This window comes from Nocardia arthritidis NBRC 100137, from assembly GCF_001612765.1.
GTDB lineage: Bacteria > Actinomycetota > Actinomycetes > Mycobacteriales > Mycobacteriaceae > Nocardia > Nocardia arthritidis.
Window position 1 is genome coordinate 187,140 of record NZ_BDBB01000002.1, and the last position, 16,074, is coordinate 203,213.

A 16,074-nucleotide genomic window follows, 5' to 3' on the forward strand; every position below is an offset into this window, starting at 1 on the left:
TCCAGTCCGTCCACGGACCTCGGTTCGTTCCACCTCGGGCTACGAGAACCGAAGGTGTGGCACGAAACAGACCGATACCCAGGATCAGCCCCCGGCAAACAGTCGCGGACCCGAGAAACGCACCCAAGCGGTCGCGCTGACCTGCCACTAAGCGGCCAATTGTGATGTCTATCACAACAACTCGCGGCGACTACGGCTATCGGTCCCGGCTTCGTGACCGACACACCGGTCGCCCGGCGACCGGCGGCGCGATCACTCCCGGCCGAGCATGGCGGCGATACCGACCGCGACCTCTCGCGCCAGCGCACCGTCGACCGGCGCGTGCCGACTCAACAGCCGATACCACATGGCTCCGAACGCGAAATCCACCACGAGATCCAACGGCACCACCTCGGTGAACTCCCCGTTGTCCACGCCCCGACGCAGCAGCGTATGCAGCGTGGCACGCCGTGGCCCGATTACAGTCTCCTGCAATCGCTTCGAGAGTGCGCAGTCGCGCTGCGCATCGGCCATCAGACCGACCAGCGCCTGCCCCGTCAGCTTGCGGGCCAGTTCGTAGGTCGCGGTGAGCAGACTTTCGACCTCCGCGAGCACGTCGGCGGACTCGGCGCGCACCCGCAAAGCCGGGTTCTCCTCGGCGAGCCCGACGAGCGCCTCCATGAGCACCGAGGCCTTGTCCGGCCACCACCGGTACACCGTCTGCCTGCCCGCGCCCGCCGCGTCGGCGATCGCCTTGATCGTCAGGTCCTGATAGCCGTCGCGTTCACACAGTTCCAGGGCGGCACGCAGGATCGCGCGCCTGGTGTCCTCGCTGCGCGGACGGCCGCGGGTTCCGGTCATGCCGACACTTTACAAGACACCGTGCCTCGATTATGTTTTCGAGACACAGAGCTTCGAAAATCAGGAGGATGTTGTGCGCAACCGAGTCGTCATCGTCGGCGGAACGTCGGGCATCGGCCTGGCCGCGGCGCGCAGGCTCGCGTCCGGAGGGCACGACGTGGTCATCGCGGGTCGCGACGCGGGCAGGCTCGAGGCCGCACTCGCCGAACTCGGCGAGAACGTCACCGGCCGGACCGTCGACGCGCGTGACGAGGCCGAGCTGGCCCGGTTCTTCACCGGACTCGGGCCGATCGACCATGTGGTGGTCACCGTGACCGGACCGTCGGGCACGACACCGTTCCGCGAGCTGGCGCTCGACCATCTGCGCGAGCACGTCGAGGGCAAACTGCTCGCGCATACCGCCGTGGTGCAGGCGGCGCTGCCCCATTTGGCGGAGCGCGGTTCGATCACGCTGGTGTCGGCGGCCTCGGCGGGCGGCTCGATGCCCGCCACCGCGGCGCTGGCCGCGGTGAATTCCGCGGTGGAAGCGATGGTTCCGGTGCTGGCCGTCGAACTGGCGCCGCTGCGCGTGAACGCGGTCTCCCCCGGCGTGATCGACACCGAATGGTGGAGCTTCCTGCCCGACGGCGCGCGCGCCGAGGTCTTCGACTCGATCGCCGCGGCCACACCGGTCGGCCGCGTCGGCACCGCCGACGACGTGGCACAGGCGATCGAATTCCTGATGGGGAATTCGTTCACGACCGGAATCGTGGTGCGCGTCGACGGCGGCGCCCGATTGGGAGCGCCGAAATAGGCCCCGGTCCTACAGCGGCGTCACGTACGCGCCCGCGATACCGCCGTCGACCAGGAACTGCGACGCGGTGATGAACGAGGAATCGTCGCTGGCGAGGAAGGCCACGGCGGCGGCGATCTCCTCGGGTTCGGCGAACCGGCCGAGCGGAACGTGTACCAGACGCCGTGCGGCGCGCTCGGGGTCCTTGGCGAACAGTTCCTGGAGAAGAGGGGTGTTCACCGGTCCAGGGCACAGCGCGTTCACCCGGATGCCGTTGCGGGCGAACTGCACTCCCAGTTCCCGGCTCATCGCCAGCACACCGCCTTTGGAGGCGGTGTAGGAGATCTGCGAGGTCGCCGCGCCCATCACCGCGACGAAGGAGGCGGTGTTGATCACCGAGCCCTTGCCGCGCTCGAGCATGTGCCCGATGGCGTACTTGCTGCACAGATACACGGAGGTCAGGTTGACCTCCTGGACGCGCCGCCACGCGTCGATGCCGGTGGTCAGGATCGAGTCGTCCTCCGGCGGGGAGATGCCCGCGTTGTTGAACGCGATGTCCAGCCCGCCGTAGGTGTCGACCGCGGTCTGGAACAGCGCCTCCACCTGCGCTTCCTCGGTGACGTCCACTTGGACGTACCGCCCGCCGACTTCCTCGGCGGCCGCTGCACCCGTCCCGGCGTCGATATCCGCGACCACGACCTTCGCCCCCTCCGCCGCGAAGCGACGGACCGTGGCCAGACCGATTCCGCTCCCGCCGCCGGTGACGACGGCGACTCGATCCTGTAAGCGCTGCAACGTATCTCCTGTCGGATGTGCGGGTGTCACTGCGTGGCGAGGAAGACGTTCTTGGTCTCGGTGAAGGCCAGCGCCGCGTCCGGGCCGAGTTCGCGTCCGAGCCCGGACTGCTTGAAACCGCCGAACGGCGTCCAATACCGCACGGAAGAATGCGAATTCACCGACAGGTTGCCCGCCTCCACACCGCGGGCCACGCGCAGCGCCCGTCCGACGTCCCGGGTCCAGATCGAGCCGGACAAGCCGTAATTCGTGTCGTTGGCGATGCGCAGCGCGTCGGCCTCGTCCTCGAACGGGAGCACCGCGACCACCGGGCCGAACACCTCCTCGGTGAGCACCCGGTCGGTCGGGGCCCCGGGCAGCACCACGGTCGGCGGATACCAGAAGCCCGGTCCGTCGGGCGCGCTGCCGGTGAACGCGACCTCGGTGGACGGCTGCACGAACGCGGCGACGCGCTCGCGGTGCGCGGCCGAGATGAGCGGGCCCATCTCGGTGGACTCGTCGGCCGGGTCACCGACCCGCACACCGCGCACCGCGGGTTCCAGCAGTTCGAGGAAGCGGTCGAACACGCTGCGCTGCACGAGAATGCGCGATCGGGCACAACAGTCCTGCCCGGCGTTGTCGAAGACGCCGTAGGGCGCGGTCGCCGCCGCCCGCTCCAGATCGGCGTCGGCGAAGACGATGTTCGCGCTCTTGCCGCCCAATTCCAGCGTCACCCGCTTCACCTGCCGCGCGCAGCCCGCCATGATCTGCGTGCCGACCTCGGTGGAACCGGTGAACACCACCTTGCGGACGGCCGGGTGGGTGACGAAGCGCTGCCCCACCACCGACCCCTTGCCGGGCAGCACCTGGAACACGCCCTCGGGCAGCCCCGCCTCGAGCGCGAGTTCGCCGAGCCGCAGGGCGGTCAGCGGCGTGACCTCGGCGGGTTTCAGTACGACGGTGTTGCCCGCGGCGAGCGCGGGTGCGAAGCCCCATGCCGCGATCGGCATCGGGAAGTTCCACGGCACGATCACCCCGACGACACCGAGCGGTTCGTGGAAGGTGATGTCGACCCCGCCCGCCACCGGAATCTGGTTCCCCAGCAGGCGTTCCGGCATCCCGGCCGCGTAGTGCAGGACATCGCGGACGTTGCCCGCTTCCCATCGTGCGTTGCCGATGGTGTGCCCGGAATTGACCACCTCGAGCCCGGCGAGGTGCTCCAGATCCGACTCGACCACCTCGGCGAACCGGCGCAGCAATCGCGCCCGGTCCCCCGGCGCCACCTCGCGCCACGCGGTCGCGGCGTGCTGTGCGCGGGCGATGGCGGCGTCGGTCTCCGCTTCCCCGGCGAGTTCCACGGTGGTGACCACCTGCTCGGTCGCCGGATTGACCACCTGCGCTGTCGTCACCGTTCGCGCTCCCTTCCATAAGTCTCCGCCGCTACCACCAGCGCTCGGACCAACCGGCGATCGGTGACGTCGGCCTCCGGATGCCACTGCACACCGACCAGGAACGACCCGTCGGTGGATTCCGCGGCCTCGATCGTGCCGTCGGCGGCGTACGCGGTGGCGGTCAGGCCCTCGGCCAGCCGGTCGACGGCCTGATGATGGTGGCAGTGCACCTTCAGCTCCGGACCGGCCAGCCGGGCGACCCGGCTGCCCGCGATCGTCAGCACCCGGGTAGCGGTGAACCCGCCCTCGACGCCGGAGTGCTCCTCGTGACCGACGACGTCGGGCAGATGTGGGATCAACGTGCCGCCGAGCGCGACATTCGCCAGTTGCAGGCCGCGGCACACCGCGAGAATCGGCAGGCCCGCGGCCCTGGCCAGCTCGAACAGGCCGAACTCCGACTCGTCGCGGTCCGGCCTGGTGTAGCCGGGTATCCCCGCCGAAGAGACACCGTAGCGAGCGGGATCGACGTCCGCGCCGCCGGTCAGCACCAATCCGTCGAGCCGCCGCACCAGCTCGGGACGCACAGCGCCCGCGGGCGGCAGCAACACCGGGATGCCGCCCGCGGCCGCCACCATCTCGACGTAGGCGTGCGGCAGGACCGCGCTCGGCAGGTCCCATGCGTTGAACCGGGTCCGCTCCACATAGGTGGGCAGGCCGATCACGGGACGGGCTCCCGCGACCTCAGAGTCGTTCGAAACCACGGATACGCTCCCAGTCGGTGACCGCGGCGTCGTAGGCGTCCAGCTCGACCCGCGCCGCGTTGCGGTAGTGCTCAACTACATCATCACCGAAGGCCGCGCGGGCTACCGTGCTGCCGGCGAACAGCTGGGCCGCTTCGCGCAGCGTCCGCGGCACCCGGGGGCGTTCGGAGTGGTAGGCGTTGCCGTGGAACTCCGGCTCCAGCGGCAGCTTGCGATCGATGCCGTGCAGTCCCGCCGCGATCAGGGCGGCCACGGCCAGGTACGGGTTCACGTCGCCGCCGGGCACCCGGTTCTCGAACCGCAGCGAATGGTCCTCGCCCACCACGCGGATGGCACAGGTGCGGTTGTCCCGCCCCCACACGATCGCGGTCGGGGCGAAGCTACCGGCGGCGAACCGCTTGTAGGAGTTGATGTTCGGCGCCAGCAGGTAGGTGAACTCACGCAGGCAGTCCAGCTGGCCCGCGATGAAATGCCGCATCAGCGGCGACATGCCGTCCGCACCGTCACCCGCGAACACGGGCTCGCCCGCGTGATCGCGCAGGCTGAGGTGAATATGGCAGGAATTGCCCTCGCGTTCATTGTATTTCGCCATGAACGTCACGCTGCGCCGCTCCTGGGCCGCGATCTCCTTCGCGCCGGTCTTGTAGATGCTGTGGTTGTCGCAGGTGACCAGGGCTTCGTCGTACCGGAAGGCGATCTCGTGCTGGCCGGGGTTGCATTCGCCCTTGGCCGACTCGACATACATTCCGGCGCCGTCCATCTCCTTGCGGATGCGGCGCAGCAACGGTTCGATCCGCCCGGTGCCCAGCATCGAGTAGTCCACGTTGTACTGGTTGGCCGGCGTCAGCCCGCGATAGCCGGCGTTCCAGGCCGCCTCGTAGCTGTCGTCGAACACCAGGAACTCGAGCTCGGTGCCGACGAACGCGTGCAGGCCGCGCTCGGCCAGCCGGTCCAGCTGCTTGCGCAGCACCTGACGCGGCGAAGCGGGCACGGGCCGTCCCTCCGGCACCACGTGCTCGACGTCGCACAGCACCAGCGCCGTGCCCGGCCACCACGGCGTCGTCCGCAGCGTATGCAGATCCGGTCGCAGCACGACGTCCCCGTACCCCGTCTCCCAGGACGACAGCGCGTAACCGTCGACCGTCGTCATGTCGACGTCCACCGCGAGCAGGTACCCGCACGCCTCGGTGGCGTGCGCCACCACCTCGTCCAGGAAATAGCGTGCCGCGCAGCGCTTTCCTTGCAGCCGCCCCTGCATGTCGGTCATGGCGACCAGCACCGTGTCGATCTCGCCGGTGTCGACCCGGTCCCGCAATTGCGCCACACTCAGCATCCCGCTACGCATCCACGACCCCTCTCGGCACCAACCGTGCTCACGCTAGAGCAAAACGGACACCTTTGTGAGGCGACACCCGAATCTCGTCCGCACGGCGTGCCGGTGCGGGATCAGGCCAGCTCAGCGGCACTCGCCGACGCGACCAGAGGTCAGGACAACGGATTGCGGAGGGCGGCGGAGCGGACCGGCCGGCGGCGCGGGCGCGCCATCACCGGCGGGCGCGCTCCACGGATCGGCCGTCCCAGCCACATGCGGGCGAGCAGCGCCGCGAAACCGAGGTGACCGCTCAGCGCCGGACCGGCGAAGGCGAGCGACCATCGGGTCTGCGTACCGGCCGCGGGCAGCTCGCGGCCGGTGAAGCGACCGGCGAGCCAGTCGATCATCACCGGCAGCGCCAGGAACTGCAACAACAGATGGGTGCTGAGCCGATCGCGCAGGTAGCGCACGTGCGCGCCCGCTTCGACGTAGCGCGCGACGTGGCCGTCCACGTCGGCGACCGCGATCACCTCGTCGTGCACGCCTTGCAGCACGAGCATGGGCATGGCGGGCGCCCGGCGACCGGGGTGGATGTCGTCGAGAATCCGCTGCAACCCGTCCTGCGCGATCATGGCGGCGAGCCCCGCGCCACTGTGTTCGTCGATGTCGCGCCGGGCGAAGCGATACAGCAGCGGGAACGTCGCGGTGGTCTCGGTCTCGGCCAGCCAGCCCAGATATTGCGCGTCCAGGTGGGCGCGCAGCATGCGGTCCAATTCGGGGTACCCGCGGCGCAGTCCGGCGGTGAAGACGGCGGCGAAGCCCGCGAAGAGTGTGCCGTTGAGCCGCACGAACGCGGCCGCCGGATCACCCACCGGCGACCCGGCCACCGCGCCGACGACATTCAACTCGGGCGCGTACTCGGCGGCCGCCTCCGCGGCCCAGGCCGTGGCCAATCCCCCGCCCGAATATCCCCACAGGGCAACGGGTGTAGCCGGATCCAGACCCGACGGCAGGAAGGCGAGGGCGGCACGGACCGCGTCCAGCGCGCGATATCCCGGCTCCCTGGCCACCCCGAACCGGCCGGCAGTTCCGCCGTGATCCGGAACCGACACCGCCCAGCCCCGTGCCAGTGCGCTGACGATCAGCGGCAGCTCGAGCTGCGGAATCGATCCGGCCGCCCGCGCTCCGCGCCGAAGCGAATACGACGGCAGGCATTTCGAGGCGACCGCGTCGATCGCGCACTGGAAGGAGACCAGCGGGCGCGGCTCGGCCGGATCCGCGCCCCACGGCAGCAGCACCGTGGTCACCGCGACCTCCGGCACACCACGCAGATCACAGGTGCGATAGAGCAACTGCCAAGCCGAGATACGTTGCGGCACAATGCCGAAGAATCCGATCTCCACCGCGCGCGTGCGGACGATCGCGCCGGGGCGCAAGCGCCCGACCGCGGGCGGTGGGACATAGAACGGATCGTCTTCGGGCAACATCGGCCGATGCGAGAACGCCGCCGGATCCGGCGGCACCGGACCGCCGTCCCATTCGAGCTCCACACTCATCCGGATTTCCTTTCCGAGGGCACGGCCGTGATCGCGGGCTCCGCCGTGCCGACGACAGTTGCCCGTATTCCACCCAACCAATGTGATGGCCGGAAAAGAATTGGCTCGCACGCCAATCAAGCGCTCGCGAATTCTCGCGTCGATGCAGTGACAGCGTGGTTCACAAGCTGCCGTTGCCGCCGATCATCCACGGATTGAAGGTGCATTCCAGCGACGGGTGCGCGACCGGATCCAGCGCGTGCAGCACGATCGAGGCCGCCCGCGGGGAATACATCATCGTCAGATGGTCGGATATATCCTGCTCGCAGCCGTCTTGCAGTGTGACGTTGTCCACCGTCGCGTCCGGCCCCGCCTGCAGGAATGTCCACTGATAGGGGTTGGTGACCTCGTCGTGCCGGGAGCCGATCGCCGTGTACGCGACGCCGGGCACGGTGTCGCCCTGCGCGTTCAGGCCGGCATAGAACGACGAGCCCACCGCCTGCTGGATATTGGCGATGCCGACCAGCGGCTCGTAGAACCCGAGGATATCGACGCCCAAGTTGTTGATGATCCGGCCCAGCGTCGCCATGCCCATGAGCGAGGTGCCGTGGTGGGTGGCGCCCAGACTCACCAGCTTGCCCACTTTGCCCTGACCGCCTTCGAATTTCAGATAATGGTTGGCGACCGTGCCGCCCTGGGAATGCCCGACGATGTCGACCGCCTGCGCGCCGGTCGCGCCCAGCACACGATCGATGAAGTCCCGCAACTGCGCCGCCGAATCCTCCATCCGCCCCACCCCGAAGCGCCCGGGCAGGATCGGTCCGAGCCCACCGCCCTGCATCAGACCGGATCGCCCGAAGTTGAAGGCGAACACGCAGAATTCGGCGCGCGCCAGCCGCGGCGACAGCGAGGAGAAGGTGTCGTAGGCGTTCAACCAGGTGCCGTGCAGCAACACCACCGGCCGCGGGTGTTCGGCGGACGGCATGCAGTTCCAGCGGTTGGCGCCGGGCGGAGCCGCGTCGGGATGGGTCAGTCCGTAGCCGAACGCGGCCAGATACGCCGACATCTCAGGACCTTCGCCGGCAGCGTCGGACGCGACGCTGGTCGCCCATCCCGACGAACTGCCGGTGTCCACGATCGCGCGCGGCTGCCTGCCGTCCGGGGCGGGGTTCAGGCCCGCGCTGATGTAATCGGCGAGCGCCTGCTGGGTCGGTTCGATCTCCTCTCGTGCGTGCGCCATCCCGCCGCCGAGCGCGGTCGCCATTGTCACCCCTGCGATCACCGCGGCCCCGAGAATCGCCTGCCGAGCGTTGTGCATCATTGCCAACATCGAGTTCACTTTCATTCGCACCGAACGAACGCGACTCGGCGGAGCGGCGAGCACCGCCTCCGAATGTATCCCGCGCCACATTCGGAGGGAGATGTGATCGGGGCCATATCTACGAGCCGCTTTTCGAATGTAGGGCGCTCTCCGGGCCGGTGTCACTGCACCTCGAGGAGAACATTCGACCCGAATATTGGCGCGCGAGCCAAAATTCGGGCGACCGCGCCCGTGGCCTTGCCGCCAGTTTGTGTGGTCGGAAACAATCGGCCCATGTCCGTCGTGTTGTCCCCGGTGGCCGGAGACGCCCCGCTCGTCGCCCGGTTGCTGACTCGCTGGCCCCAGATCGCCGAGCGCATGCTCGCCGCGGGCCTCGGCACCACCCCGCCGGCCGCCGACCTGCCGGAGGGTCATTTCACGGCCGAGGTGCTTCCGGCGATCTACGCCTGCGGCCGCGCGGTGCTCCAGGCGATCGGCGAACAGCGCAGCTTCACCCAGGCCGAGGTCGCGACCTTCGTCGCTCCGGTGGCCGAGCGGCATGCCGAGGACCGGTTCCCCTTGCCCGTGCTGATCGAGGCCATCCACGATTCCGCGCAGACGGTGCTCCAGGAGGCGGCCGCGCTGGCCTCCCGCGAAGAACTCGACGAACTCGTCCTGATCGGCAGCAGATTGCTCGATCTGCTCATGCAGATCAACATCACGGTGGTGGAGGCCTACACCGAGGTCGAGCAATCCATCTACAACGCCGAACGGGAGGCGCGCCGCGTCCTGTGCTCGGCGCTGCTGCACGGGTTGCCCGCCGCCGAACTGGCGGCGCGGGCGGACACCACACTGGCCGAGCACTACACGGTGCTCGCGATCCACATCCGCCACAACGACCAGCCGAGCACGGTCGCCACGCTCGTCGGGCGGCGGCGCATCCGGCTGCTGCACCGCGCCTTGGACGCCCTCGCGGGCACCACGACACTGGCCACTTTCGACGGCTGGACCGGAATCGCTCTGCTGCCCAGCGCTTCCGACGCCGAACTCGACGACACACGCTACCGTCGGCTGGCCGAGGAACTGACCGAACACCTCGGGGCTCCGGTGTTCCTCGCCGAATACGCGTCCGTGCCGCAGGACGCCATCGCGCAGACCGCGAAGGAAGCCACCGACCTCGCCGAACTCGCGCGGCTGCTCGGCAGGCCCGCGGGCGTCTACCGGCTCGACGATTTGCTGCTGGAATACCAGCTCACCAGACCGGGTACCGCGCGTGCACGGCTGGCCGAGCGCATCGCCCCCATTCTGGACAGTCCGCACCTGCTCGAGGCGCTCGACGCGCACCTGCGCCACGGCTCCGACCGCAAAGCCGCGGCGACCGAGATCCACGTGCACCCCAACACCTTCAGCTATCGCTTGCGCCGCGTCGCCGAACTCACCGGCATCGATCCCACCGATCCGCACGATTCACGGTTACTGGCGGCCGCGCTGACGATTCAGCGCCTGTATCCCGTCCGGCCGGTCGGCGAGGGCAAGCCCTAGACGGGAAACTCGTTCGCACCGCGCACCGGTCGTGGCTACCGTCCGACGCATGGAAGACGAGCACGACTCGATCGAGGCGGGCGGCTACCTGCTGACCGGTCGATCGCTGAGCGAATACCGGGCCATGTTCGCGCTCACCGACGACGACCTGCGCGGCGACATCCTCGACTGCCCCGGTGGCGCCGCGAGCTTCGCTGCGGAGGCGGCCCAACTCGGCGCGCGCGTGGTCGCGGTGGATCCGGTCTACCGGATGCCCGCCGCGGAGCTGACCGCTCTGGCCGCCACGGAACTCGAGCACGGCGCGGCGCACACCGCGGCCGACGCGCACCGCTACGTCTGGGATTTCTACGGCGATCTCGACGGCCATCGGGACATGCGCAGAGCCGCCGCGGCGCGGTTCGCCGAGGATCTGCACCACAACCCCCGGCGCTACCGCTTCGGCATCCTGCCCGCCCTCGACTTCCCCGATCGCGCCTTCGACCTGGTGCTGAGCTCGCATCTGCTGTTCACCTACGCCGACCGGTTGGATTTCGACTTCCACCTGGCGGCACTGCGGGAACTGGCGCGGCTGAGCCGCGGCAGTGTCCGGGTGTTTCCACTCGTCGATCACGCGGGCGGGCCGCTGGACGATTTACTGGATCGCCTTCGGAAGACGTTGCACGACACAGGAATTCGAACAGACATCGCCGAGGTGGACTTCGAGTTCCAGCGCGGTGCGCGCTCGATGCTGCGCTTGACCGCGGCCTGACAGGCCGCGCACACCGGGTCACCGACGTGCTCGCGGGCTTCGACCGCGGCACCCCCCTCGCAGTCACGACGACGCCCCAACCCACGAGAGCGCCACCCGCCTGTAGCGAATCTGTGTTAACTTAAGCGTGAATGGCAGTTAACTTAACTGATCGGAGAGGGCTATGAGGTCCGCCGTCATCGTCGATGTCGTCCGTACACCGTCCGGTAAGGGCAAAGCAGGCGGCGGCCTGTCGGAGGTGCATCCGGCCACCCTGCTGGCGGGCGTGCTCGCCGAACTCATCGCCCGCAGCGACCTCGATCCCGCCCTGGTGGACGACGTGGTCGGCGGATGCGTCACGCAGAGCGGAGAGCAGGCGTTCAACATCAGCAGGACCGCCGCGCTGGCCGCCGGGTTCCCGGAGTCGGTGCCCGCCACCACGGTGGACCGGCAGTGCGGGTCCAGCCAGCAGGCGGCGCACTTCGCGGCGCAGGGTGTCATCGCGGGCGCCTACGACATCGCGATCGCCTGCGGTGTGGAGTCGATGAGCCGGGCGCCTATGTTCTCCAACGGCCAGGGCAAGGACGCCAATCGCGGCCCGCTCGCGCACCGGTACCCGGAGGGCCTGATCCAGCAGGGCATCGCGGCCGAGGTGATCAGCGCGCGGTGGAAGTTCGATCGCGCCGCGCTCGACGAGTTCGCGGCTCGCTCGCATCGGCTCGCCGCAGAGACCGCGGCGGCCGGCGGTTTCGACAACGAATTGGTCGCCGCGGGCACGCTGACGGCCGACGAGACCATCCGGCCCGCCACCACCGGTGAAAGCCTCGCGAAGCTGCGGCCCGCCTTCGTCGACGATCAGTACACAGCGCGCTTCCCCGAGATCGAGTGGTCGATCACCCCGGGCAACTCCTCGCCGCTGACCGACGGCGCCTCCGCCGCGCTGATCATGAGCGAGGAGGCGGCGGTGAAGCTGGGCTTGCGCCCGCGCGCCCGCTTCCATTCGTTCGCCGTGGTGGGCGACGATCCCCTGCTCATGCTCACGGCCGTCATCCCGGCCACGCGCAAGGCGCTCGATCGTGCCGGACTGAGCATCGACGACATCGACGCCTACGAGGTGAACGAAGCGTTCGCGCCCGTGCCGCTGGTCTGGCAGCAGGAGGTGAACGCCGATCCGGACAAGCTCAACCCCCGTGGCGGCGCCATCGCCCTCGGCCACCCGCTGGGCGCCTCCGGCACCCGCATCCTGTCGACGCTGGTCAACCACCTGGAGCAGACCGGCGGCCGCTTCGGCCTGCAGACGATGTGCGAGGCGGGCGGTCTGGCCAACGCGACGATCGTCGAACGCCTCGGATGAGCGCCCGCACGGCACTGGTCACCGGCGGGTCGCGCGGTATCGGCGCGCAGGTGGCGCGCCGCTTGGCGGGCGAGGGCTATCATCTGACCCTTGCCGCGCGCACGCCCGAAACTCTCGAGCAGACCGCGGCCCGCCTGCGCGAGGAGACGGGCGCCGACGTGCACACGGTGGTCGCGCAGATGACCGACCTCGATCAGGTGCGCGCCCTGGCGCAGGCACACGAGGAACGCTTCGGTGGGATGAACGTGCTCGTCATGAGCGCGGGCACCGGCACGGCGGGCGCCGTGGCCGACCTGCCCGCGAAGGCGTACGAGCGCATGCTCGATGTGAATTTCCGCGCGCCGTCGACCCTGATCCAGGCGGCTCTTCCGCTGCTACGCAAGAGCGCGAGCACCGACCGTGAGCGCGGCGCGAAGATCGTCGCGCTCGCGTCGATCACCGGCGTCGCCGGGGAAGCGGGCCTCGCCGCGTACGGCGCGACCAAAGCGGCGCTCATCTCGCTGTGCGAGACGGTTTCGCTGGAGGAGTCCGGGAACGGCGTCAGTGCGACCGCGGTGTCTCCCGGCTACGTCGACACCGACATGACCGCGTGGAAGCGGGAGGTGCTCGACCGGTCCGCCATGCTCACCACCGGCGACATCGCCGAGATGGTGCTGGCGATCACCCGCTTGTCCCGCAACGCGGTGGTGCCGAACATCGTGCTGTCCCGCGCCGGTGACCAGCTGTGGCGCGCGTGAGCACCGTTACCCGACAGCGACCGAAGCGCGGATCCGTCATCGGGAGTAGCACGCGAATCCGCGTTCGGTGAATTGGAATTCGGGCCGGACAATTCGACGCTGAATTGTCCGGCGCGATTGTGGCGATAAGACATAATCGCCGCCCGGCATTTACCGCCGAGAATTAGCCCGGCGCCTACCGAAACTCAGTGGTAGGCGCCGGTGGCGCATCAGAGGTAGGCGCCGCACACGGGCCAGGCACCCGGGCCCTGGGTCGCGAGCACGTTCTCGGCGACGCGGATCTGCTCTTCGCGGCTGGCGCCGGAGGGGCTGCCGGAGCCGCCGTTGGCCTCCCAGGTGCTCTGGGTGAACTGCAGGCCGCCGGAGAAGCCGTTACCGGTGTTGGTGGACCAATTGCCACTGCTCTCGCACTGTGCGACGGCGTCCCAGTTGTGGGCCGACGCGGTGGCGGTCGAAAGGCCGAACGGCACGGCGACGAAAGCGCCGATGGCCGCGGTGAAGCCGAGAACACGAGTGGTGAATTTACGGTTATGCGACATGAGATTCCCCGCCTGCGCCCACCGGCTCGGCGTATATCGCCGCGCCCCTGTCCCCAGGAAGGTTGTGGACACTCGAACCGCGGGACAGGGTTTCCGGCGTTCTGCGATTCGAGTTCGATCTCGGTGTTGCCCCGAGCCGTCACCGACGTTAGCGGAGATGTCGCGGCAGATCACGTTCGAATAACGTGCCGCTATGTTTGACCCTTGGTCGAGACTCCCAGCCATTCCCGCAGGTCGATCGGCGGAAAATACGCCATATCGTACGTCCGTAATGCTTACGTTATGTGTTCGAGATCACGATTAGATCGTGAAACGAGTCGCATTTTCCCAGGTCCACGACTTGCGGTAGTAGGCAGACAACCGCACCGCGCGCCGCATAGGCGGCCCCAGCGACCGACTCGTTATCTTCGCTACCAGCCACTTTCCGCGCTGCGCCCCAGGCGACGACGGCTCGGGGCGCGGAAGCGATCCGTGACCTGAACACCGGGCTCGGCGCATGCATCGCGCGATCGCCCACGTGCTCACGCCGACCTGGCGAAAATGGCGCGGAACAGGCGTTATAGCCGTTGGCCGCGGAGACGAGAGTCTCTTCGCCTCCGCGGCCCCGCCCGAGCAACACCCTGACCGGTTCACCAGCCGGGCACGGCAGCGGCCGTGTCCACCACCGCACGTAACGACTCGGACTACTTCCCGTGCGCCCGCAACTGGTAGAGCCCCTCGGTCTCCGCGACGACCACGCCGTCGGCGTCGGTGACCACCGCACGCAACGTGAAGTCGGCCTTGCCGTTCGCGGCCGCCTCTTCGCCGATGCGCGCGATCTCCTCCTCCGACAGCGTCGCCTCCGCGCGCACGTCGGTCCTGGCCGGCTTGCGGAAGAAGATGCGCAGGTCCTTCACCAGCGGATAGAACGCCGAGTTGTCGAAGGTCGCGACCGCGATCGCGCCGCCGAGGATCTCTGCGACGGTGAACAGCACACCGGCGTACATCACGCCGAAGTGGTTGCCGTTGCCCTCCGCGGGCACCGAGGTCGCCGCGAAACCGCGGCGCACCTCCACCGCCTGCACACCCATCTTGTGCGCGATCGGGATGGTGAATTCCAGTGCCCCGTTGACGATGTCCTTGAACGGAGGAGTTTCGACGTCGCTCATCGCAATCGTCCCTTCACGCCGGAGGTGGCCAGCACCTCGTTGTCTCTGCTACGGCCACCTCGGTGGACCTCACCGAAGCGTAGGCCCCCGGGCCGGCGCACCGACAAGGTGTTGGCAATGCGCCAACACCGTCGGCCACCCGATCAGAGGCTGCGGGCGATGATCTCCTTCATGATCTCGTTGGTGCCGCCGTAGATCTTCTGCACCCGGCTGTCGGTCCACATCCGGGAGATCGGATATTCGGTCATGTAGCCGTAGCCGCCGTGCAGCTGGAGGCAGTCGTCGGCCACCGACATGGCGCGATCGGTGGTCCACCACTTGGCCATGGCGACGGTCGGGATGTCCAGTTCCCCGCGCAGATGCCGTGCGATGCAGTCGTCCAGGAAGACGCGGGCCACTCGGGTCTCGGTAGCCGCCTCGGCCAGGGTGAACTTCGTGTTCTGGAACGCGAACAGCGGCTTGCCGAAGGCGTGCCGCTCCTTCGTGTAGCGCAGCGTCACCTCCAGCGCGGCCTCCATCCCGGCCACCGACCCGACGGCGATGATCAGCCGCTCCTGCGGGAGCTGCTGCATCAACTGGACGAAGCCCTGGCCCTCCTGCGTGCCGAGCAGGTTCGACACCGGAACCCGGACGTCCTCGAAGAACAGTTCGGAGGTGTCCTGCCCCTTCTGACCGACCTTGTCCAGCACCCGGCCGCGCCGGAAGCCCGGCCGGTCGGCCTCGACCAGAACCAGCGAGATGCCGCCTGCACCCTCGCTGGTGTCGGTCTTGGCGACCACGATGATGAGGTCGGCCTGGCTGCCGTTGGTGATGAAGGTCTTGGAGCCGTTCACCACGTACTCGTCGCCATCGCGGATCGCCTTGGTCTTCACGTTCTGCAGGTCCGACCCCGTGCCGGGCTCGGTCATGGCGATCGCGCCGACGACCTCACCGCTGGCCATCTTCGGCAGCCACTGCCGCTTCTGCTCTTCGGTGCCGTAGTGCAGCAGGTAGTGCGCGACGATGCCGCTGTGCAGCGTGGCGCCCCATGAGGTGTCGAACGCCTTGGCCTGCTCTTCGATGAGTACGGCCTCGTGCGCGAAGGTGCCGCCGCCCCCGCCGTACTCCTCCGGGATCGACGCGCACAGCAGGCCGAGCGCGCCCGCCTTGATCCAGAAGTCACGGTCGACGTGGTGCTGCTCGATGAACTTGTCGATGTTCGGCGTCAACTCCTTCGCGAAGAACGAGCGGGCGAGCTCGCGCAGGGCGTCCAGGTCGTCGTCGAGCCAGGCGGACCGGTAGGTCGTCATCGGGTGTGTCCTTGCGAAAGTCTGATACCGACAGTTACGGGTACAGTGTGTAC

The 16,074-nt window shown here is 68.6% G+C and carries 15 protein-coding genes; 5 read left to right on the forward strand and 10 right to left on the reverse strand.

Translation table 11 applies throughout. The features are described 5' to 3' along the window. Positions 1-252 precede the first annotated feature (252 nt). Positions 253-840 carry a TetR/AcrR family transcriptional regulator gene (locus NA8_RS02150; protein ID WP_063048640.1) on the reverse strand — a complete coding sequence of 196 codons (588 nt, stop codon included), beginning with the start codon at positions 838-840 and terminating at the stop codon, positions 253-255. A gap of 73 nt (positions 841-913) precedes the next feature. Between NA8_RS02150 and NA8_RS02155 the strand changes: the two genes are divergently transcribed. Next, positions 914-1,633, forward strand: coding sequence for an SDR family oxidoreductase (locus tag NA8_RS02155; RefSeq protein WP_063048641.1), 720 nt, complete (start codon positions 914-916; stop codon positions 1,631-1,633). A gap of 9 nt (positions 1,634-1,642) precedes the next feature. On the opposite strand, the gene NA8_RS02160 is transcribed toward NA8_RS02155, so the two are convergent. From NA8_RS02160 to NA8_RS02185, 6 genes are all read right to left on the reverse strand, one after another. After that, on the reverse strand, positions 1,643-2,437 hold the full coding sequence (locus tag NA8_RS02160) for a 3-oxoacyl-ACP reductase (RefSeq protein WP_439957358.1): 795 nt from the start codon (positions 2,435-2,437) through the stop codon (positions 1,643-1,645). Continuing rightward, positions 2,434-3,795: an aldehyde dehydrogenase family protein gene (locus tag NA8_RS02165; RefSeq protein WP_063048643.1), complete on the reverse strand. Its 1,362-nt coding sequence runs from the start codon at positions 3,793-3,795 to the stop codon at positions 2,434-2,436. Before NA8_RS02165 ends, NA8_RS02160 begins: the two co-directional genes overlap by 4 nt. After that, a complete protein-coding gene (locus NA8_RS02170; protein WP_063048644.1) occupies positions 3,792-4,538 on the reverse strand; it encodes a gamma-glutamyl-gamma-aminobutyrate hydrolase family protein in 747 nt (248 codons plus the stop codon). Before NA8_RS02170 ends, NA8_RS02165 begins: the two co-directional genes overlap by 4 nt. Then, the gene (locus NA8_RS02175; RefSeq protein WP_084466449.1) at positions 4,519-5,883 is read right to left on the reverse strand and encodes a glutamine synthetase family protein; all 1,365 of its coding nucleotides are present in this window, start codon (positions 5,881-5,883) and stop codon (positions 4,519-4,521) included. Before NA8_RS02175 ends, NA8_RS02170 begins: the two co-directional genes overlap by 20 nt. 140 nt (positions 5,884-6,023) lie before the next feature. Beyond that, on the reverse strand, positions 6,024-7,406 hold the full coding sequence (locus NA8_RS02180; RefSeq protein WP_063048646.1) for a lipase family protein: 1,383 nt from the start codon (positions 7,404-7,406) through the stop codon (positions 6,024-6,026). A 160-nt stretch (positions 7,407-7,566) separates the two neighbouring features. Next, complete coding sequence (locus NA8_RS02185) at positions 7,567-8,706, reverse strand: esterase/lipase family protein (RefSeq protein WP_063048753.1); 1,140 nt, start codon at positions 8,704-8,706, stop codon at positions 7,567-7,569. Positions 8,707-8,979: 273 nt separating this feature from the next. Here NA8_RS02185 and NA8_RS02190 point away from each other — a divergent pair, with 273 nt between their 5' ends. From NA8_RS02190 to NA8_RS02205, 4 genes are all read left to right on the forward strand, one after another. Further along, positions 8,980-10,227: a PucR family transcriptional regulator gene (locus NA8_RS02190; protein ID WP_063048647.1), complete on the forward strand. Its 1,248-nt coding sequence runs from the start codon at positions 8,980-8,982 to the stop codon at positions 10,225-10,227. A 49-nt stretch (positions 10,228-10,276) separates the two neighbouring features. After that, a complete protein-coding gene (locus tag NA8_RS02195) occupies positions 10,277-10,975 on the forward strand; it encodes a hypothetical protein (protein WP_063048648.1) in 699 nt (232 codons plus the stop codon). A gap of 163 nt (positions 10,976-11,138) precedes the next feature. Continuing rightward, the gene (locus NA8_RS02200) at positions 11,139-12,308 is read left to right on the forward strand and encodes a thiolase family protein (RefSeq protein ID WP_063048649.1); all 1,170 of its coding nucleotides are present in this window, start codon (positions 11,139-11,141) and stop codon (positions 12,306-12,308) included. Beyond that, positions 12,305-13,045: an SDR family NAD(P)-dependent oxidoreductase gene (locus NA8_RS02205; RefSeq protein WP_063048650.1), complete on the forward strand. Its 741-nt coding sequence runs from the start codon at positions 12,305-12,307 to the stop codon at positions 13,043-13,045. Before NA8_RS02200 ends, NA8_RS02205 begins: the two co-directional genes overlap by 4 nt. Positions 13,046-13,254: 209 nt before the next feature. On the opposite strand, the gene NA8_RS02210 is transcribed toward NA8_RS02205, so the two are convergent. The 3 genes from NA8_RS02210 to NA8_RS02220 form a co-directional block, all read right to left on the reverse strand. Then, on the reverse strand, positions 13,255-13,584 hold the full coding sequence (locus NA8_RS02210) for a transglycosylase family protein (protein ID WP_063048651.1): 330 nt from the start codon (positions 13,582-13,584) through the stop codon (positions 13,255-13,257). Positions 13,585-14,267: 683 nt separating this feature from the next. Beyond that, positions 14,268-14,732: a PaaI family thioesterase gene (locus tag NA8_RS02215; protein ID WP_063048652.1), complete on the reverse strand. Its 465-nt coding sequence runs from the start codon at positions 14,730-14,732 to the stop codon at positions 14,268-14,270. A 143-nt stretch (positions 14,733-14,875) separates the two neighbouring features. Further along, complete coding sequence (locus NA8_RS02220) at positions 14,876-16,021, reverse strand: acyl-CoA dehydrogenase family protein (protein WP_063048653.1); 1,146 nt, start codon at positions 16,019-16,021, stop codon at positions 14,876-14,878. Positions 16,022-16,074 lie beyond the last annotated feature (53 nt).